Raw genomic sequence first — 19,483 nt, forward strand, 5'->3', positions numbered from 1 at the left:
TTCTTATTATTTTCTTAAAACTCGTTTAGAGAAATATTTTTCCTTATTTTAGCAATTTACTATTGCCAAAATAATGCGAATATTAACCTGTCTCTCTATTTGTGCTTTACAAATAGTCCTCTTCACGTTTTCTACATTTGCTCAGACAGCGGATTCTATTACTTCAAGCTCGAACAGTGAAGATCTGTTGTTAAAAGAATCGAAAATACAAACGCAGCGCGATTCGACAGCACAGGCGGAACTATTGAAAGCCATAGCAGATATACGCGCGCGAGCTGCAGAGGCTGAGGCGGAACCGGCAACCGGCAGCCGAGCTAGAAAATCAGATTCCTTAAAGCGAGCGTCGCTGCTGTCCAAAATAAACAATTTAAGAAGTACAACGCCCGGCTATCCGGTGCAGTTGTATCAAGACACCCTATTTTCAATATATACGAGAATAGGCTCATTCGATGCCAAGGATCGCGCAGCTGCCATATCGCATAAAATCTATCAGCTATTTGATGCGCCCGATTTCAACCCGGACTTCTTAAACATCGTCGAGAACGAAGAGAGCTATGATATCGTGTATAATGGTGAAAACATCATTATCAGTGTTGGACTGCTGGATGCCCTTTGGGTAAACAAAAGCAGTAATGAACTCGCAGAATCATATATCGCTAAGATCAGAGAAAGCGTCGTTAAACAGCGCGAGGCACATAGCCTGCTCAATCTCGCAAAACGAATTGGTCTCGCCTTACTTGTTCTTCTCCTGATGACGGGTATGGTAATCCTGATCAACCGCTTTTTCAAATTTCTGGCAGGCAAGATAAGTGTTGGGAAAGATCGGGTGCTTTCTGCACGACGAATGCGCAAATTAAAAATCATCAAAGCTGAGCATATAGAACAGGCCATGTTGCGGATGAATACGGTACTACGTGTCCTTATCTTGTTCCTCAGTATCTACCTGACCTTGCCTTTGCTGTTCAGTATATTTCCGGAAACGGAGTCTTGGACGGGAATGCTATTAGGTTGGATTCTGAGCCCACTTAAAGCGGTTCTGCTTGCCATCATCGATTACCTTCCAAACTTGTTCCGCGTAGCGGTGATATTCTTGATCTTTAAGTATCTGGTAAAATTTACGCGCTATGTTTTTCATGAGTTGCAGCGTGGAAATATCCATTTAAGTGGTTTTCATGCCGATTGGGCCTTGCCCACATTCAATATCCTGCGCTTTGTCCTTTATGCATTTATGATGGTATTGATCTTCCCTTATTTGCCCGGTTCAAGCTCACCGGCATTTCAAGGGGTTACCGTATTCATTGGTATACTCGTTTCCTTGGGATCATCCAACGCGATTGCCAATGTCGTAGCCGGCTTAGTCATTACCTACATGCGTCCCTTTCAGATTGGCGATCGCGTAAAGATTGGAGAAGCGGTTGGGGATGTTTTAGAGAAGTCCATGCTAGTAACCCGAATAAAGACCATCAAGAATGAGGAGATTACCGTCCCTAATTCAATGGTACTCTCCAGCACGACCGTCAATTATTCAAATCAAACGAAGAAAGAACAAGCCGGATTGATTGTTCATTATAGTATTACCATTGGCTATGATGTGCCTTGGCAGAAAGTGTACACCTTATTGAAAGAGGCCGCATCGCAAACCATCCATATTGAACCACATCCCGAACCCTTCGTTTTGCAAACAAACTTAAATGACTTCAATATTTCCTATACCATCAATGCATACACGAAACAGCCAAGCAAACAGGCTTTAATCTACAGCAATCTATTAGAAAATATTCAGGAGGTCTTCCTACGCGAACAGATCGAGCTATTATCTCCGAGCTATCATGTGATGAATAAATTGTCTTGAAACTCTGATTTAGAAGGAGAAGATTGTCTTGAACCAGGAAAGGAAGGATGCTAGGATTATCAGGATCGTTTTGAACGGGATATGGGTTTTGTCTTGAACCAGGAAAGGAAGGATGCAAGGATTGGCAGGATCACGTTGAAAGAAAAAAAGTGGCTGTTTCCCTTTCTTTCCTGATTCAAAGATACAATCTCCAATAAAAATGGCGCCTATACGGCGCCTTACTCTAATATCTGATGTCTAATATCTCATATCTAGACTAATATCTCATATCTAAACTACCCCTAGCCTTCCCCCTTCGTTCTTACACTCAAGGAAATCAATACAGCACCTACGAAGATTACTATCCATCCCCAGCTTAGGGTAACGGCTTTGGAAATCAACCCGTCGATAAGCTTCATGCCGAAGTAATTATTGATTTGAAAGTACACTGCTGCGAGCGCTAAGGCAAGCCAGGCTAGTAATGCGATACTTGAAATCTGGAAGGCTCTTAATTTTCGCATAAAGAAGAGGAGCACATTTAAGCCGAGGATACCCATGGTGATTAGAAATAGGGCGGTGTCGACTTGATATAGGTTCCAATCCTTCTTCAATGGAATGTTTAGAAATGGACAAAATATGGAGGATAGGAAAACAACGACGAATCCTATCAGTGCGAGTGGTTTCAATAAAACTTTCATAAGTTAATTTTAAACAAATATGAGCATTTAATGCTTATTAACTACGAAAAATCTATGCGAATAAGTACGGTTTTTGGGCGTTTGGATGCCGTAATTGCTGAAAATTCTTAGTTTAAAACTGTGTTGTTCGTCATTTATTGTTATTCGCGTTTATGATTGTAATCACATTTTTTTAGAAAACATTTCAGAAGAGGCTTTATTTCAGCGTTTTAACATTTCTTTAACACTATTTATAATCGTTCTAAATTCACTGTATTGACAGATTTTTGACATTTAGCATGTTGTTTTAATCTACATTTGCATAACAAAATTATTGGCGAAATATTAGGCTTTGAAGAATTTAAAAGTTATAGCGTTTACCCATAAACATGTCGATCTAAAAGATTTGGGGAGTTTGGTTATATGCAATGAGGAGTTGGATAGCCGCCTTATTAACCTAAAAAACAGTTTAGACATCTCGGAAATATTTTACATCGGTACTTGTAACCGCGTAGAGTTTGTGTTCTATGGTGCGCATGAATTGAACGATGATTTTGTAGTACAGTTTCTAGACAAGATGAACTTCTGCGTTCCTGCTGAACGCATGCAATGCTACCTGGGTCAAGTCGACAGATATGAAGGCTTAGACGCTTTGAACCATTTGTTCCGCACATCATGTTCTCTGGAGAGCTTGGTCGTTGGGGAGAAAGAAATCTTAGCGCAGATTCGTCGTGCATACGACCGTTGTAGAGCTGCAGGCTTCACGGGCGACTTCCTTCGTTTAATGATGGATCGTTTAGTAAAAACAGCAAAAGAAGTTTATACCTATACCAATATCTCACGCAACCCAATTTCGGTTGTTTCTCTAGCATACCGCAAGCTTCGTGAGGTTAAATTATCAGAAAACCCAAGAATTCTGGTTATCGGTTCTGGTGAGACCAATCAAAATTTAGCGAAATACCTAAGAAAACATAAATACAGTAACTTTACCATCTTCAATAGAACAGTTGCCAACGCAGAACCTTTAGCAAAGGAATTGCAAGGGCAAGCTTATCCATTGAGCGAACTGAAGAACTATAAAAAAGGTTTCGATGTGATGATTACCTGTACAGGTGCGCCTGAAGCGATCATTAACGAAGAGCTTTATACTTCATTGCTTAATGGCGAGGATGATAGAAAGGTAATTGTAGACTTAGCGGTTCCTAATGATATCGATGCGGCAGTTATTGCTAAATATCCTATTCAATACATCGAAGTAAGCAGTTTACAACAGATTGCAGAAAAGAATATCCAAGAGCGATATGATGAATTGGAAAATGCCGAGGAGATTATCGCACAGAACATTAAGGAGTTCTTACCTATATTGAAGCAACGTCGCGTTGAAGTCGCTATGAAACAAGTTCCTGAGAAAATCAAGGAAATACGTTCGATGGCGATGACCGAAGTGTTCGCGAATGAGGTAGAACAGCTTGATCCTCAGTCTCGTGAGATTCTGAATAAAGTCATTAATTACATGGAGAAAAAATACATCAAAGTACCTATGGTAATGGCGAAAGAGATTCTAGTGAAATCTGCAGAATCAGATAGCAATTAGTCTTAAAATTTCATAAATTATTCGGTAATCTGACATTAAAAGGGCGGAACTAATTCCCTATTTCCTTAACTTTGCAACCGAATCATTCATTTGTAAATCTTTGAACGTGAATAGAAAACTTACCATCGGTACACGAGGCAGTGAATTGGCATTATGGCAAGCTAACTTTGTGAAGGATCGATTAGCAGAGATTGGTGTTGAAGCCGAACTTAAAATTATTAAAACCCAAGGCGATATCATCCAACATTTACGTTTGGATAAGCTGGAAGGAAAGGGATTCTTTACCAAAGAATTGGAAGAAGAGTTGCTATCTGGACAGATTGATCTAGCTGTGCATTCACATAAAGACCTTCCTACAGTAAATCCTCCGGGATTGATTATCGCAGCGGTATCAGACCGTGAGGATCCTTCGGAAGTACTGATTATTCATAAAGACTGTGTGGATATCAGCAAGCGACTTTCGGTAAAGCATGCAGCAACCATCGGTACCTCTTCTAATCGTCGTAAAGCACAATTACTTTCTATCCGTCCGGATCTGGAGTTCGACGACTTACGTGGTAACTTACAAACACGCGTTCAGAAATTAAGAGATGAGAAATATGATGCGATTATGTTGGCGAAGGCTGGCGTAAGCCGTATCAACATGGATCTTTCCGATTTTCATATTGAGGAGTTATCTCCGATTATGTTAGTCCCTGCACCTGCGCAAGGGGTGTTGGCTATTCAGATCCGTGAAGATGATAAGGAACTTTTCGATGTTCTTCAAGGCATCAATGATGCAGATGTTGCGGAAACAATCGCCGTTGAACGTAAGGTATTGAACCTGTTTGATGCCGGATGCCATGCGCCACTAGGTAGCTACTGCCGTAAAGTCGATGGAAAATTCCAATCTTGGACTTCCATTGCGGATGATAACGAAGACTTCCCGGATCGCGTATTCTTAGAAGCAGAAACTTCGGAAGGTATGGCCGAGAAGATCTTTTCGAAATACAGCAAGGATAGAAAGTTGCCTTCTTCGATTTTCATTACACGCGATTTGGATGAGAACTCCTACTTAGCGCGATCTTTAAAGAAACATAATATCGCGGTTGACGATCGTTCATTGATCCGTATCTTCCCTACCATCAATAAGCTGGATTCATTTATCTTGAAGCGTGCAGACTGGATTTTCTTCAACAGTAGAAATGCCATTGAGCACTTCTTCAAATTAGAACCTCTAATTTTGAAGAAGACAAAGATTGCAGTTTTAGGGAGAGGATCTGAAGAGACGCTACGGAAGTTCAATAGAACGGCTGATTTCACTGGCGACCACCTTGGTATCAATACCGAAGGTATCGGTTCGGAGTTTGCGAAATTGGTAGATGGGCAGACGGTTCTATTCCCTCGTGCCGAAGGCTCTTTACAAACAATCCGTAAGGCATTGACCGAGAATACCAAGATTATCGATATGCCGATCTATGAGACGGTCATTGAAGAAGAGGTGGACAAGAGCAATGCTGATGTATTGATCTTTACAAGCCCTAGCAATGTGGAGGCTTATTTCCGTGAGAACTTGGTTGATCCGGGGCAGAAAATCATCTGTATCGGAAACAGCACTGCCAAAGTAATCAGCGAAATGGGATTAAAATATACCCTTCCATATTCCCCAGATGAGATTGGATTAGCAGAAGCTATATTTGGATTAGACTATTAAAAACACTATATAAGGGGGCATGCCCCCTTTCATTTTAAATAATTATCATGATACACCGTCCTAGAAGAAACAGAAAATCAGCAGTTGTGAGAGATATGATTCAAGAGAATCACTTGTTTGCTGCTAATTTGATTTTCCCCTTGTTTATTGTAGATGGAGAAAACCAAAAGGTTGAAGTATCCTCCATGCCTGGTATTTACCGTTATTCTGTTGACAACCTTCTGCGTGAGGTTGAAAGCTGTATGGATATCGGGTTGAAGGCATTCGACCTATTCCCGGCTGTTGAGGAGTCTTTAAAAGATAAATATGCTACAGAAAGCTACCGTAAGGGCACCTTATATTTACGTGCAATAGAAGCCGTAAAACAGCGCTTTCCGGAGGCTTGTGTAGTTACTGACGTGGCTATGGATCCGTACAGTTCCGACGGTCATGATGGAATCGTAGAGAATGGTGAAATCTTGAATGATGAAACCTTAGAGGTATTAGGAAAGATGGCGTTAGCACATGCTGAGTCGGGTGCTGATATTATCGCGCCTTCGGACATGATGGATGGCCGTATTGGTTATTTACGTGATGTTTTGGATACGAATGGATTCACAAATGTTTCACTGATGTCTTATACAGCGAAATACGCATCGGCATATTATGGTCCTTTCCGCGACGCCTTGGGTTCGGCTCCGAAAAAAGGTGATAAGAAAACTTATCAAATGAATCCGGCGAATAGCCGCGAGGCACTAATTGAAGCGCAATTGGATATGGAAGAAGGTGCAGACTTCTTAATGGTGAAGCCTGGTCTTCCATACTTAGATGTGATTAAATTACTTCACGACAACTTTGATTTACCGATTGCTGCGTATAACGTTTCTGGTGAATATGCTATGTTAAAGGCTGCTATCGCTAACGGATGGTTGAGTGAGCAGGTTATTTTGGAGACGCTATTGAGCTTTAAACGCGCCGGAGCAACTTCTATCCTGACCTATCATGCGAAGGAAGTGATCGAAAAAGGCTGGGTGAAATAGCTGATAAATCAATTAAATGGCTATTTTTGTAGGGCTTACAAATTAGCCTACTATCATTCTTTTGAATACAATGGAACATACTAGAATTAAAGACTTATTAAAATCGGAAGAATTCGGAAAAGAAGTAATCGTAAAGGGTTGGGTTCGTACTTTCCGTAATAATCAATTTATTGCTATCAACGATGGTTCGACCATCAATAATATACAGGCTGTTGTTGACTTTGAGAATACAGCAGATGAGATCTTAAAACGTATTACTACTGGTGCGGCGGTACGTGTGAAAGGCACTTTGGTAGAGTCGCAAGGAAAGGGACAGCGCGTAGAGGTAAAAGCTACGGAAGTTTCTATTATTGGGGATTCTGATCCTGAGAAATATCCTTTGCAACCGAAAAAACATAGCTTGGAGTTCTTACGTGAGATTGCGCACCTACGCTTCCGCACAGGAACGTTCAATGCGGTTTTTAAAGTTCGTAATGCGCTAGCATTCGCTGTGCACAAATTCTTCAACGAAAGAGATTTCGTTTATATGCATACGCCTATTATTACGGGTTCGGATGCTGAAGGTGCTGGTGAAATGTTCCAAGTGACTACCTTAGACTTGAATAATCCTCCGCGCACAGAGTCTGGTGCGATAGACTTTAAAGAAGATTTCTTCGGTAAAGCAACTAACTTAACCGTATCTGGCCAGTTAGAGGGAGAATTAGCGGCTATGGCCTTTGGTAATATCTATACCTTCGGTCCTACGTTCCGTGCCGAGAACTCGAATACGACACGTCACTTAGCGGAATTCTGGATGATTGAGCCGGAGATGGCTTTCTACGAGTTGGAAGATAATATGGATTTGGCGGAAGACTTATTGAAATATGTTATCCGTTATGCCCTTGACACTTGCCCGGAGGAGATTGAATTCTTGAAGAACCGTTTGTTGGAAGAAGAGAAATCAAAACCTCAAGCAGAACGTTCTGAATTAAACTTAGTAGAGAAGTTGAACTTCGTAATCGGCAATGACTTCGAACGCGTAACTTATACGGAAGCGGTAGAGATCTTGCAGAAGAGCAAGCCAAATCAAAAGAAACAATTTAAATACTTGATTGAAGGATGGGGAGCAGACTTACAGTCTGAGCATGAGCGTTATTTGGTGGAAAAACATTTTAAGAAGCCGGTAATTCTTACAGACTATCCTAGAGAGATTAAGTCTTTCTATATGAAACAGAATCCGGTAGATGCGGAAGGTAGAAATACTGTTCGTGCGATGGATATCTTGTTCCCGGGTATTGGCGAGATGGTTGGGGGTTCACAACGTGAGGAAAACCTAGAAAAACTAATTACCAGAATGGGCGAAGTTGGTATTCCAACGGAAGAGATGGAATGGTTCCTAGATACACGTCGCTTTGGTTCAGTTCCTCACTCTGGTTTTGGAGTCGGCTTCGAACGCTTAGTATTGTTTACTACAGGAATGACGAACATACGGGATGTAATTCCTTTCCCAAGAACACCTAATAATGCGGAGTTTTAAACCGCATTGCATATAAACACAAAAACCGTCAAAACAAACTAATTTTGACGGTTTTTGTTTATCCTAAGAAACACATTACGATTAGACATGGCTATGCTAGTAAAAATATACAACGACAACCCGAATCCTAAATCTATTGATCAGGCGGTAGAAATCCTGCGCAAAGGTGGGGTAATCATCTATCCTACGGATACAGTTTATGGTATGGGATGCGATATTACGAATCAGAAGGCAATTGAAAGGGTTTGTGCTATCCGCGGTTTAAAGCCAGACAAGTCTAACCTTTCATTTATCTGTTATGACCTAACGGATATCTCTCAATACACGAAGCCTTTTGACACGACGGTGTTCCGGGTGTTGAAGAAAGCTCTTCCTGGCCCATTTACCTTTATTTTCAATGCGAGTTCACAGGTTCCGAAACTATTGAGCTCGAAGAAAAAGACGGTAGGTATTCGTGTTCCCGATAATAATATCGTGAGGGATATCGTGAAAGCTTTAGGTAATCCTATCGTAACGACATCCATCCACGATGAAGACGAAATCATCGAGTACTCCACTGATCCCGAATTGATCTATGAGAAGTATCAGGAGAAAGTAGATCTTGTTATTGATGGCGGATATGGTGACAACGTTGCATCCACGGTTGTTGATGTGACTTCCGGCGAATTTGAGATTATCAGGGAAGGAAAAGGCGACTTGGACTTATATTTATAGTCCCTGCTCCTCTACCCTGTTCTTTATAGCGGCGTTGAAGGCCTCGAAGCCGGCTAATGTGTTTCCATGTATCATTTTTTTCAGGAATGGCACAAGGATACCCGAGAATATCTCGCCTTGTATTAGTCTAGTTTGCTCCGCCGAAATTTCCTCGAGGAAAAAATAATGTTCACCATCGAAGATACCACTGATACCTAACCTACCCTTCCAACGCAATTCTTTATCTTTGTCGATTTTCAAGAAAATAGGATTCATCTTGATGGAAGTGCCTCCGGGTTGTTGCAAAAGAACCTTCGTTCTTTTCCCTACAATTGGAGTTCCCTCAAATTCGCGAACGCTGGGGCTCCATTCCGGATATGCTTTAAAATTGCTCAATACATCCCAAACAGCTGCTGCTGGCGCATTAATCATCACCTGAGTTTCTAGTATTTCTTTCATACTCCAAAGGTAGTGGCAGAAACTCCAAAGCCACTTGACATTTATCAAGAAGATTTTTTTGTAAATTAAAGCTGGATAATCAATATGAGATCTCTATGGAGGATAACATTCTACAGAAAGTAACATCGGCATTCTCAGCTTTATCGTGCATCGAAGGTATAGTCCTCGGAGGTTCTAGAGCAACAGCAAGCTTTAACCAAGACTCTGATATTGACATTGGTTTGTATTACAAACCTCACTGTCTTGATTATGATGAGCTGAATAGTATAGCGAAATCCCTAGATGATCAACATCGGAATCATTTAATAGGAAAGGAAGGCGATTGGGGGCAATGGGTAAATTTTGGAGGGTGGTTGCAGATAGATGGAAAGGCGGTAGATCTTATTTTTAGAGATTTAGGGCGGGTAGAAAATGTTATCGATCAGACTAATGCTGGTATATTTTCTAACAATTACCATTTAGGACATCCACACGCCTACCTCAGTTTTATGTATCGTGGGGAATTGGCAGCGAGTAAAATACAATATGCCAAAGACCATAGCTTTCGAGATCTTAAAGCATTAGCACAGCAGTATCCGGACAATCTACAGGCTTCGGTAATACAATTCTACTTATTCGAAGCCGACTTTTCCTTGATGCTTGCTAAGAAGGCTATTTCCTCAGCGGATCGGTATTATCTCAGTGGACATATCTTCAGGATGGTATCTGCATTAAATCAAGTCATTTTCGCTAAGAATAAAGTGTACTTTTTAAACGAAAAAAAAGCGATTCAACGTATTGATCGCTTTGAGTTCGCTCCAAGTAAGTATGAAGAACGGATTAATGAAATATTTGGAAGATTATATGAGCAGGACAGTCCAAGTATCGGCATGTTAGAGGTCTTGTTAGCCGATGTGCAGAATTTAATCTCTTTCTATTAGGATTTTGACTATTAGCCCTTACTCCGTATCCTAGATAGCGTTTCAGGACTCATACCTAATACTGAAGCGATATACTGTAAAGGAACCTGATTGAACAGATCTTTTTGTTGCTCAAAATACTGCTGATATCGCTCCTCTGCGGATAGTGCAATGAAATTAAAAATACGTTGCTCTAAAGCCATAAAGCATTTGGCAATAAAACGTTTTTCTAATACATTCCAATCTGGAATCTCATTTTCTAATGTTAGGTAATCCTGCTTGTTTAGTGTCCAAAGAGTTACTGGTGTTAGAGCATCAATACTCCAGATAGCCTTCTGGTCAAAAAGAAAGGATGCCAAGTCAGTTATAAAATATCCGTTGCCACCAATCCATTGAGTAACTTCCTTATTTGGTGTTATCTTAAACACTCGACAATAGCCTGAACTTACAAAGCTTAACTTCTCACATTGCTTACCTTCCGACAAGAACATGGCATTCTTATCTAAATGTTCCTCTTTGAAGTTAGATAAGATTAAGTCGGCCTGATCATCCGACACTTCAAACATCTGAAATAAAGACTCCTTAAAGTTCATGTTTTATGGTTTGCACACCTAACTTTCGCTTCCGCTCATATATATAGGCTATATTGAATACTAATATAGCCAACATAATCATGGAAAAAGCGATAATCTGTTGTGTGTTGATTGGTTCATGATAATAAAAAACGGCTAAAAAGAAACTAATTATGGGGTTTAGATACATTAGAATCCCAACGACAGAAGAATCCAAGCCTTTCAAAGCAAAGATATTCATGAACAAAGGGATGATGGTATAACCAACGGCAATAATAAGTACAAGCCAATAAAACTCATTTGTTTTCACAGTAGCTGTATCTACAATACTTAATAGCGGCAAAAGAAGGAACATGCTGACCACGATGTGAATTGTCAAAGAAAAGAACTTATCAATTTGGAAGCTATTCTTTTGTAAGATTAGATAGAATGCATAAGACAATGCGATGATCATGCTGTAGAACAAGTCCATGAAATGTCCATAAGCTAAAATGACACAACTAAGGGCCGCCAAAACAACAGCTAACCATTGTCCGTTATTCAACTTCTCGTTCAAAAATATGCTGGCTAAAATAGTGGTTAGAATGGGGCAAATTAAGTATGCTAGCGACGTGGCATTGACGCTAATAGCGTTCATGACGTAGATAAAGGAAAACCAATTGAATGCAAGAAATACGGCTGAAGAAACAACATTGGCAATCAATTTCAATTGCCCTTTTCTATCTAGTGTTTTTATATAATGAATGCTAGCGAGTGTTTGCTTTCTCCTGAATAAGAAGCAAGCGATGACAATAGAAATTGCAGCAAAGATAACACGATGAATAAGGATGTCAAGCGCTCCGAACGCACTGAGGGGTTTTAGTACTAAGGCGAAAGTACCCCAAATAATAAACCCCAGCAATGCTGATGTATAGTACTTCATAGATAGAGAAAAACAGTATAAAAAGAACTAAAGGATAACGAATTCTTCGATCACTACCTGACCCACATATTCATTAACACGCCCTATTATCTGACGGCGCATAATGGCTAGCTCATTCTTGATAACTGCAGACTCTACTTTTACAAACAACTTTCTATCGCGAATATAAATTTGTTGGGTTCGGTTGGCGATGGCTGAGCCAATTAACTCAGGCCATGCAGATATAATAGAAGTTTCGTCGAATTTACGGCGCAGACGGTACACATCAAGTAACTTATCCACGGCTTGTTTAATCGTGATATCGTCACTTCGTCTAAATGCATCGTCGCTATATTTCGCCATGAACCTGTCCTCCTTCTACTTCAAAGATACGAATAGGTTTTTCAATTTCTTTAAAAATGCGCTCGATTCTTGAGGAATCCGTATCGGTTAAAAAAATCTGTCCGAACTCATCCTCCGAAACTAATTGCATCAGCTTCTTAGTCCGCTGATCATCAAGCTTATCAAAGATATCGTCCAGTAATAATAGCGGCTTGAAATGCTTTTTATTCTTTAAGAATGAGTACTGGGCAAGCTTTAGTGCAATTAAGAAAGACTTTTGTTGTCCCTGCGACCCAAATTTCTTTAATGGCATCCCTTCATGTATACTGAACAGTAAATCATCTTTATGGATTCCAACGGTTGTCCGCTCTAGCGCACGATCTTTATCAAGTTGAGAACTCAATAGTTGCAGAAAATCATTACTCAGCAATTGCGATTCATAGATGAGGCTCACCTGCTCTGAGTCGTCGGATAGAAACTGATAATACCGCTGAAACTCCGGAAGGAAAGCCTCCATAAACTCACGTCGTCTTTTAAAGATTCGCTCACCGCTCTCCACCAACTGCAGGTTAAGAACCTCCAACAATCCAACATCAAAGACACCGGTTTCACGAATGTTTTTCAACACTGTATTTCGTTGTAACAAGATTCTGTTGTAATTGATGAGATAGTCCAGATAATGGTTATCCGTTTGCGAGATGACGTTATCAATAAACTTACGACGCTCCTCACTGCCATCCATGATAATAAAAGAATCATTAGGCGATATCATCACCAAGGGGAATTGTCCGATATGATCTGCTAAGCGGCCATACTCTTTCTTATTCTTCTTAAATTGCTTCTTTTGGTTCCGCTTTAAACTACAGGAAACCTGATCGGCCATCAGCTCCCTATCGAACTCACCCTGCACCATAAACCAATCTTCCCCCTTCTTGATATGTTGAGAATCAATAGGATTGAAATAGGATTTACAAAGAGAAAGATAATGGATAGCATCTAACAAGTTAGTCTTCCCTGCACCGTTCTGCCCTGTGAAGGCATTGGTATCAGGAAGAAACTCTAATGTAGATTCCGTATAGTTTTTAAAGTTTAATACCGAAAGGTGTTTGAGCCACATAGCAACACAAAGATAGGCTTTTTATGTTGCTCTATCTTATTTTACCTCTTCAAAATCGATGAACTCACCCGCAGTAGCAGTACCTTTTTTCGGAGATTGCTTTGGCGGAGTAAACTCGACTTTTACTTTTCCATCATGACGCGTCTCACGTTGATTGTATTCTCTAAACGGATCGCCATAAGATTGTTGGAAGGGACCTTCGTTGGCATATTGTTGCTGTTTGTTCATCAAACGCTCTGTTAGCTTACGCATAAAGAACGGCATGAGCAGACGCATACCAAACTTAAAAAGGTAGTAAAATAAAATAATGGATATAAGGAAATAGATAAATGTCATTTTTAATGCTTTTTACCAAATTTAAAAAAATATTGGTTTCAAACTAAATTCTATTGTCAGGCAAATATCAGTTAACAAATTTTTACGATTTGCCTCTAGCCTCTTCAATCGCGTTAAATAACTCTTGAGGATGCTGTGAGCCAATTACATAAATGAGTCCATCGCGATCGGTTAACCATACGGCATCCTTGCCACCGGAATAAAAACGAATCTTCCCATTCTTGTGCAAGTTGTAGACCGGATTGTTGAAAATAAAGCTGGAATAACGTTTCTTCTCGACTTTAACGATAGAACTCAAATCAATCTTAACAACAGAGGTTGTCCATAAGCCGCTTAACAATACATGGGTGGGGAAAACCTTAGTTCTATAACTAATCATGTAAAGCATGATGATGGATACAATCAAAATACCACCACCAACGATGAAGAACAATTGCCGGGAAAGCATATGCTCTAAATTGATGTAGTAGGCAATGAAGCAGAACAAGGCGAGGATCAAACGAACACTGATCCATGTCATATCTCTACCTAAATATTGCTTCTCTTTAAAAAGTAATTGTTCCTCCATACTTCCTATTTGTACACTAAAGTAAGTACTTTCTTTGTATTTTCAGTCACTTTGTACCGATTATCTAGGCGATGGTTGATAATCCAAATAATCTCCCCATTTCCATTCAGCAATATTGGCACACGGTTCTTTTCGAAGCGATCTATTTTCTGCTGAATGAAAAAATCGCTCAGCTTCTTTCTCCCCTTCATACCTAAAGGCACAAAGACATCGCCCTCGCGCCAATTCCTGATCTCTAGTGGATAAATTAAGAGATCGGCATCCACATCCACCTGATGCTTTTCTTTATGGAGAAGATCAATACTCCCCTTCTTCAACTTCAATTTCGCATTCCCAAGATCCACAACCTTCATCCCCTTCTCGATCTTAATTTCTAGCTTTCCCACATCTCCTCTAGATCGAAGAATCAACTTATCGCGATCCAGTAACAGTTCATGGCTATTGGATTCAAACAGCTGCCCCATCCCTCTGTCAAAGCAATCCTGCAAATCGATCAGTATCTCTTTGTTGAAATTATAAGGTTTAAAAAGTTCAAACAAGAGGTAGCTATCATTTATATACGGCGCCAGTGATTCCATTGTTATGACAGTACGACTCTCTTCTTCCTGAAATACTTGCGCACGAATAGCCTCCACCTGTTTTTTTATAAAGTTATAGCTATCTTCAAAATGCTTGATATTCTGTATCATGATAGCTTCAAATTCGGGCTGTATTTCCTTAAACTTCGGGATTATCTCCAAGCGTACTTTATTCCTTGCATACTTAGTCGAAAAGTTGGACTGATCGTCCCGATACCTAACATTATACTCACCTACGGTTTTTTCCACCTCCTCAGCCGTTAAACAGAGTAGTGGTCGGACGATATCCTCACGTCGAGGCGATATACCTAGCAAACCTTGCAGGCCCGTAGAGCGCGTTAAATTCAACAGAGCAGTTTCAATATGGTCGTTCAGATGTTGGGCAATGCAGATAACGGTGCATCGTTCCGCGGCCTTCAATTCCTCGAACCAAGCATAACGTAGCGTCCTTGCAGCCATTTGAATGGATTCCTTATGCTTTTTAGCATATTTCTCCGTATCGAAACGCTTTACAAAACACGGATACCCCAGTTCATCGGCGTACTGTCGAACCAGCGCCTCGTCCAGATCAGAATCTTCGCCTCGCAACTGGAAATTGCAGTGTGCAATAATGCACTGATAACCCAAATCGTGAAATAAACAAGCCATCAACATGGAGTCTTTACCCCCGCTCACGGCCAATAGAACCTTGTCTGCCGTAGACAGCAGTTGCTTCTCTTTGATAAAGCTTTTTAACTTATTGATGGTAGCCATACATCAAAAATACGCAATCCATTTCTTGAGCACTAATTTCATCACGAAAATTGGTCTGCTTTTCGCTAATATCTACAATATGTTGATTTGTAGATTAAAATTTAGCCTTTAACAATTTTTTGCTAATTATTTATATATTTTTGCGCTTGTGAGGTATCTATTCATTCTTCTAACGCTTCTGTGCTGTATTTCCGGCTATGGACAAACAACACTTACACCTGCCCCTACCGGCAGCGAAATGCGTTTATTATCCTCTTCGAGCAGTAGATTCATCAATCAAAAAATCCTACGCAGTTATCATCCGGTCTACGAACATAAAGGGTCTACGCTTTCTGCCGATAGCGGAGATCTGTATAAGGACGATATCGGACGTGAATTCTTTGAAGCCCATGGCAATATTGTAATCACGCAAACTTCCGGGTCGGTAATCTACGGCACCCATTTACATTATGACGCCGCCTCACAGCAAGCCGTTTTGACTAAGAATGTACGTATGGTAGACGGGCAGACAACCCTTACTACGAATTACCTCACCTACAACATGCGCAGCCAACGCGGAACATACCGCAATGGAGGTCGTATTGAAGGACAGGGCGACACCATCACTTCCCAAAACGCTTATTATTTCGAAACCTCCAAAGATGCTTACTTCAACAACAAAGTCGTTGTGAGATCGCCCAATGTCATTATCTATACCGATACGATGCAGTATAACACCATGTATAGAGATGCCTTCTTCTTCGGGCCAACAAATATCAAAGGACGTAAAGGGGAAAACTTGTACACCGAAAAAGGAACGTATAATACCGCTTTCGGGATTGCTAAATTCAACAAAAACAACCTCTATACCGAAGGCAGCCGCTTCTTAAAAGGCGATAGTTTGTTCTATGATCGAAACAGAGGGATTGGCGAAGCCTTCCGTAATGTTGTGTTCGTGGATACGCTGGATAAATTCTATTCGAACGGAGGCTATGGAAAATATATTGAAGCCGACCAGTCCATCCTCATGACAGACAAACCTCTTGTCAAATACGTCATTCAGAATGACACCACAAAACAGGCAGCAGACTCGTTAAGTACAGACAGCCTACAGGCCAATAAAAATCTATCGAAACGAGAAATCAGAAAGCTGGAAAAAGAAAAAGAGAAAGAACTCAAAGCGCAAGAAAAGCAGCTTACAGAAAAAGATATTAGCAGCACGACCGATTCTACAGAAAATAAGGCGGTTGTCCCGATCAAAGAACCTCCCAAAGTGGATACGGCCTATATGACCGCAGACACCCTCTATTCCAAGGTGATTTTTGTAAGGGATTATAAACCCTTAGACCTCAAACTCGACCGCAACGGCGGACAGATTGAGGAATCTACGGAAGTAGACTATGGCGATATGGATGACTCAACCTCGTTTGATGATACTGACAGCCTTAGTATCGGCGAGCCGATTCTAGAAAAGACATTGGAAACCGCCGAGCCTAAAATTCTCAAAAAATCAGAAACGGTGAAACCGGTTACACCTGCGAAGAAAGCTCCCGCAAAAGCCAAAGTGCCTGACTCCATGAATATTGAAGTCACCACAAAAGCCGACAGTGTTCTACGGAGGAAGGCTGAAATGCCAACAGGAACAGAGCACGACGACCTATTGTCCGATGCACTGAAAACTGCTCAAACGGCGGATACCCTATTAAAGGACTCCACACAGATCTTTGCCGATACGGCGAGAACCCGTATCGTGCGAGCAAACTATAATGTTAGAGTATTCAAATCGGATTTACAAGCCGTGGCAGACTCCGTTTATTACGGCATGGTCGATTCCATGTTCCGCTTTATGGGCAAACCGATGATCTGGTCCGACGGATCGCAAATCTCAGCAGACACCATTTTTATGCAGATTAAAAACGGCAAGATGGATAATGCTTTGTTAAAACAGAATGCCTTTATGGTAAATGCTGTTCTAGACACGCTCAAGTTCAATCAGCTCAAGGGCAGAAAGATTACTGCATTCTTCGCTAATAATGCTATAGAGCGCCTGTTTGTCGATGGAAATGCAGAAAACCTAGTTTTCTCGACAAACGACAAGACCAATACCATCACAGAGATGTTCCATGACCGCAGCAGTCGGATTAAAATTACCATGGAAAACAATAAGATTATTGATTATGTTTCGATTCGAAAGATCGACCAGAAAATATATCCTTTCAAGCTAGTCACGCAGGAACTGGAAGTACTGCCTGGTTTCCAATGGAAACCCGAAGACCGGCCAAAGTCTGTCGAGGACATGTTAAATCGGAAGCGGGCTGGGCAATCCCTAATTTCTGAACCGGACGATGAAGATGAAGGCGATGAAAACACTGGGGAAATAAAAACGGAAGCAACAAAGTCCATAGACACTAAAAAAGCTGAACAGACCGAGAAAATATTAGAAGAAGCAACCGAAAATTAAAGGTTGCTTTTTATTTACCCAAATATCTTGAACCCCTACACACAAGATGTCAAAGAACACTATCTGCCAATTCCTCACGGTATGACAAGCTAATTATTCTACATACAATTATTCTCACATGGCTAATAACTGCATCTAAATCTATAGCTACATACTCGAAAAGAATAATTAACAAATTGATTTATTCTTGAAATCTATTTTAAAGAAAATGTGTACCTGTCTTTTTATCGATGCCTTCCAACGAATGTAACATTACGAGGCAAGAGCTTTGAAAGAAGTGACTTTCTCACCCTCCGCTTAGCCTTTTAAAAATTCAACTAGCTTGGCAATAGCCTGCGCGCGGTGGCTGATTCTGTTCTTCTCTTCCATGCTCATCTCAGCGAAGGTATGCTCATAACCGTGAGGAATAAAGATTGGATCATAGCCAAAACCTGCTGTCCCTATTCTTTCTTTAATGATATTTCCTTCTACCGTGCCTTCGAAAAAGTGCTGCTCGCCATTTAAGAAGAGCGAAATCACTGTTTTAAAGCGCGCTGATCTATTTTCAGTATCGCCCAAACGCTCCAATACCAAATCGATATTCTTTTCCATATCGCGAGAACCAGAATAACGTGCAGAGTACACGCCAGGCTCACCATTTAAAGCGTCGATCTCCAACCCTGAATCATCCCCAAAGCAGTTCACTCCATATTTGGCAATCAAATAGTCCGTCTTCTGTTGAGCATTTTCTTGAAAGGTAACTCCAGTTTCGGGGATATCATCCTCACAGCCAATATCTGCCAATGATTTAAGAGTAAATTGCTCCCCAACCATCTGTTGTACCTCTTCTAATTTATGTGCGTTGTTTGTCGCGAATATTAATTCCATAGTCTATCTATAATTGCCAAAAATAGCAATATGGATAGGTAAAAACATAAAAAAAATCAGGAATTACGAGCCTATAAAGGTTTTGAATTCGCCCCAGAAGAGTTTCTTCTTCTGCACATCGGCAAACATCTCCTCAAAACTGAAGGTATTGAATACCGTAGCGATTTTGCCCTTCATGTAAGAATTATGCGCAATCGTAGGAAGCTTCAGCGAAGTAGGCTCTACACCGAGCAAGGTAATCTTCTTCGGTTGAAAGAACTTCATGATGCGGGTCCAATCGTTGGGGTTATGCGGATTGGCCAAATTAACAACGGCAACATTGCTTGCATTGAGTTGCAAGGCGCCGATAGTTTTTAAGAACGCCTCCTCTGCTGCTGGCGAGAAATACGGATATTCAGGATAACGAAGGATGAACAGTACGCCCGTCGACTTATCGCCCTGAAAAATAAATTCCTCAGCTGCTGTTTCAGCAGCAGCAGCCTGAGGAATATCTTGATTAGGATAGTTATGGATCGAACCGCCAGGCAAGGCAGTCTCCTCGCCCATCGTAAAGATGGTCTCAGACATCAATGCCTGCAAGGCCGCAACATTATCTGTGGTTAAATTCGATTCCAATGTACAATCCTAT

Annotated in this window: 19 protein-coding genes; 8 read left to right on the forward strand and 11 right to left on the reverse strand. The window is 40.8% G+C overall.

What is annotated here, in order from left to right:
- Positions 1-73 precede the first annotated feature (73 nt).
- A complete protein-coding gene (locus DSM08_RS16065) occupies positions 74-1,852 on the forward strand; it encodes a mechanosensitive ion channel family protein (protein WP_149527101.1) in 1,779 nt (592 codons plus the stop codon).
- 281 nt (positions 1,853-2,133) lie between these two features.
- Here the strand turns inward: DSM08_RS16065 and DSM08_RS16070 are convergent, their stop codons facing one another.
- On the reverse strand, positions 2,134-2,529 hold the full coding sequence (locus DSM08_RS16070; protein ID WP_149527102.1) for a hypothetical protein: 396 nt from the start codon (positions 2,527-2,529) through the stop codon (positions 2,134-2,136).
- Positions 2,530-2,860: 331 nt separating this feature from the next.
- On the opposite strand from DSM08_RS16070, the gene hemA reads away from it, so the two are divergent.
- The 5 genes from hemA to DSM08_RS16095 all read left to right on the forward strand — a co-directional run bounded on the left by hemA (position 2,861) and on the right by DSM08_RS16095 (position 9,044).
- Positions 2,861-4,102, forward strand: a complete 1,242-nt coding sequence (gene hemA, locus DSM08_RS16075) for a glutamyl-tRNA reductase (protein WP_149527103.1) — start codon at positions 2,861-2,863, stop codon at positions 4,100-4,102.
- A gap of 106 nt (positions 4,103-4,208) precedes the next feature.
- Positions 4,209-5,795, forward strand: a complete 1,587-nt coding sequence (gene hemC / locus DSM08_RS16080) for a hydroxymethylbilane synthase (protein ID WP_149527104.1) — start codon at positions 4,209-4,211, stop codon at positions 5,793-5,795.
- Positions 5,796-5,842: 47 nt separating this feature from the next.
- Positions 5,843-6,814, forward strand: a complete 972-nt coding sequence (gene hemB / locus DSM08_RS16085; protein WP_149527105.1) for a porphobilinogen synthase — start codon at positions 5,843-5,845, stop codon at positions 6,812-6,814.
- Between the two features lie 70 nt (positions 6,815-6,884).
- Positions 6,885-8,330, forward strand: coding sequence for an asparagine--tRNA ligase (asnS, locus tag DSM08_RS16090; RefSeq protein ID WP_149527106.1), 1,446 nt, complete (start codon positions 6,885-6,887; stop codon positions 8,328-8,330).
- A gap of 93 nt (positions 8,331-8,423) precedes the next feature.
- Positions 8,424-9,044 carry an L-threonylcarbamoyladenylate synthase gene (locus tag DSM08_RS16095; RefSeq protein WP_149527757.1) on the forward strand — a complete coding sequence of 207 codons (621 nt, stop codon included), beginning with the start codon at positions 8,424-8,426 and terminating at the stop codon, positions 9,042-9,044.
- Here DSM08_RS16095 and DSM08_RS16100 read toward each other — a convergent pair.
- Positions 9,039-9,482, reverse strand: coding sequence for an SRPBCC domain-containing protein (locus DSM08_RS16100; protein WP_149527107.1), 444 nt, complete (start codon positions 9,480-9,482; stop codon positions 9,039-9,041). The genes DSM08_RS16095 and DSM08_RS16100 overlap by 6 nt on opposite strands.
- Positions 9,483-9,577: 95 nt before the next feature.
- On the opposite strand from DSM08_RS16100, the gene DSM08_RS16105 reads away from it, so the two are divergent.
- Positions 9,578-10,402, forward strand: coding sequence for a nucleotidyltransferase domain-containing protein (locus tag DSM08_RS16105; protein ID WP_149527108.1), 825 nt, complete (start codon positions 9,578-9,580; stop codon positions 10,400-10,402).
- 11 nt (positions 10,403-10,413) lie between these two features.
- Here DSM08_RS16105 and DSM08_RS16110 read toward each other — a convergent pair whose 3' ends face one another.
- From DSM08_RS16110 to tilS, 7 genes are all read right to left on the reverse strand, one after another.
- A complete protein-coding gene (locus DSM08_RS16110; protein ID WP_149527109.1) occupies positions 10,414-10,974 on the reverse strand; it encodes a Crp/Fnr family transcriptional regulator in 561 nt (186 codons plus the stop codon).
- Entirely contained in the window at positions 10,964-11,875 is a 912-nt protein-coding gene (locus DSM08_RS16115; RefSeq protein WP_149527110.1) for an EamA family transporter, read from the reverse strand. The genes DSM08_RS16110 and DSM08_RS16115 overlap by 11 nt, the downstream gene beginning before the upstream one ends.
- Before the next feature lie 27 nt (positions 11,876-11,902).
- A complete protein-coding gene (locus DSM08_RS16120) occupies positions 11,903-12,217 on the reverse strand; it encodes a DUF721 domain-containing protein (protein ID WP_149527111.1) in 315 nt (104 codons plus the stop codon).
- A complete protein-coding gene (recF, locus tag DSM08_RS16125) occupies positions 12,204-13,313 on the reverse strand; it encodes a DNA replication/repair protein RecF (RefSeq protein WP_149527112.1) in 1,110 nt (369 codons plus the stop codon). Before recF ends, DSM08_RS16120 begins: the two co-directional genes overlap by 14 nt.
- A gap of 36 nt (positions 13,314-13,349) precedes the next feature.
- Entirely contained in the window at positions 13,350-13,649 is a 300-nt protein-coding gene (locus DSM08_RS16130; RefSeq protein ID WP_149527113.1) for a DUF4834 family protein, read from the reverse strand.
- An 82-nt stretch (positions 13,650-13,731) separates the two neighbouring features.
- Complete coding sequence (locus DSM08_RS16135) at positions 13,732-14,217, reverse strand: hypothetical protein (RefSeq protein ID WP_149527114.1); 486 nt, start codon at positions 14,215-14,217, stop codon at positions 13,732-13,734.
- A gap of 5 nt (positions 14,218-14,222) precedes the next feature.
- Entirely contained in the window at positions 14,223-15,548 is a 1,326-nt protein-coding gene (gene tilS, locus DSM08_RS16140) for a tRNA lysidine(34) synthetase TilS (RefSeq protein WP_149527115.1), read from the reverse strand.
- Positions 15,549-15,786: 238 nt separating this feature from the next.
- Here tilS and DSM08_RS16145 point away from each other — a divergent pair, with 238 nt between their 5' ends.
- Positions 15,787-17,988: an OstA-like protein gene (locus DSM08_RS16145; RefSeq protein ID WP_149527758.1), complete on the forward strand. Its 2,202-nt coding sequence runs from the start codon at positions 15,787-15,789 to the stop codon at positions 17,986-17,988.
- Positions 17,989-18,285: 297 nt separating this feature from the next.
- On the opposite strand, the gene DSM08_RS16150 is transcribed toward DSM08_RS16145, so the two are convergent.
- Together DSM08_RS16150 and DSM08_RS16155 are read right to left on the reverse strand one after the other, a co-directional pair.
- Entirely contained in the window at positions 18,286-18,855 is a 570-nt protein-coding gene (locus DSM08_RS16150) for a non-canonical purine NTP diphosphatase (RefSeq protein WP_149527116.1), read from the reverse strand.
- A gap of 63 nt (positions 18,856-18,918) precedes the next feature.
- Positions 18,919-19,470, reverse strand: coding sequence for a hypothetical protein (locus tag DSM08_RS16155; protein ID WP_246172306.1), 552 nt, complete (start codon positions 19,468-19,470; stop codon positions 18,919-18,921).
- Positions 19,471-19,483 lie beyond the last annotated feature (13 nt).

The organism is Sphingobacterium hotanense, from assembly GCF_008274825.1.
In the GTDB taxonomy this organism is placed as follows: domain Bacteria; phylum Bacteroidota; class Bacteroidia; order Sphingobacteriales; family Sphingobacteriaceae; genus Sphingobacterium; species Sphingobacterium hotanense.

What these genes read in the sequence shown, in the direction of transcription:
- recF (WP_149527112.1), bottom strand. Translation starts at nt 13,313, where the DNA reads ATGTGGCTCAAACACCTTTCGGTATTAAACTTTAAAAACTATACGGAA.
- tilS (WP_149527115.1), bottom strand. Translation starts at nt 15,548, where the DNA reads ATGGCTACCATCAATAAGTTAAAAAGCTTTATCAAAGAGAAGCAACTG.
- DSM08_RS16135 (WP_149527114.1), bottom strand. Translation starts at nt 14,217, where the DNA reads ATGGAGGAACAATTACTTTTTAAAGAGAAGCAATATTTAGGTAGAGAT.
- DSM08_RS16095 (WP_149527757.1), top strand. Translation starts at nt 8,424, where the DNA reads ATGCTAGTAAAAATATACAACGACAACCCGAATCCTAAATCTATTGAT.
- DSM08_RS16100 (WP_149527107.1), bottom strand. Translation starts at nt 9,482, where the DNA reads ATGAAAGAAATACTAGAAACTCAGGTGATGATTAATGCGCCAGCAGCA.
- DSM08_RS16130 (WP_149527113.1), bottom strand. Translation starts at nt 13,649, where the DNA reads ATGACATTTATCTATTTCCTTATATCCATTATTTTATTTTACTACCTT.
- asnS (WP_149527106.1), top strand. Translation starts at nt 6,885, where the DNA reads ATGGAACATACTAGAATTAAAGACTTATTAAAATCGGAAGAATTCGGA.
- DSM08_RS16105 (WP_149527108.1), top strand. Translation starts at nt 9,578, where the DNA reads ATGGAGGATAACATTCTACAGAAAGTAACATCGGCATTCTCAGCTTTA.
- DSM08_RS16150 (WP_149527116.1), bottom strand. Translation starts at nt 18,855, where the DNA reads ATGGAATTAATATTCGCGACAAACAACGCACATAAATTAGAAGAGGTA.
- hemB (WP_149527105.1), top strand. Translation starts at nt 5,843, where the DNA reads ATGATACACCGTCCTAGAAGAAACAGAAAATCAGCAGTTGTGAGAGAT.
- DSM08_RS16145 (WP_149527758.1), top strand. Translation starts at nt 15,787, where the DNA reads ATGCGTTTATTATCCTCTTCGAGCAGTAGATTCATCAATCAAAAAATC.
- DSM08_RS16070 (WP_149527102.1), bottom strand. Translation starts at nt 2,529, where the DNA reads ATGAAAGTTTTATTGAAACCACTCGCACTGATAGGATTCGTCGTTGTT.
- DSM08_RS16110 (WP_149527109.1), bottom strand. Translation starts at nt 10,974, where the DNA reads ATGAACTTTAAGGAGTCTTTATTTCAGATGTTTGAAGTGTCGGATGAT.
- DSM08_RS16115 (WP_149527110.1), bottom strand. Translation starts at nt 11,875, where the DNA reads ATGAAGTACTATACATCAGCATTGCTGGGGTTTATTATTTGGGGTACT.
- DSM08_RS16065 (WP_149527101.1), top strand. Translation starts at nt 74, where the DNA reads ATGCGAATATTAACCTGTCTCTCTATTTGTGCTTTACAAATAGTCCTC.
- DSM08_RS16120 (WP_149527111.1), bottom strand. Translation starts at nt 12,217, where the DNA reads ATGGCGAAATATAGCGACGATGCATTTAGACGAAGTGACGATATCACG.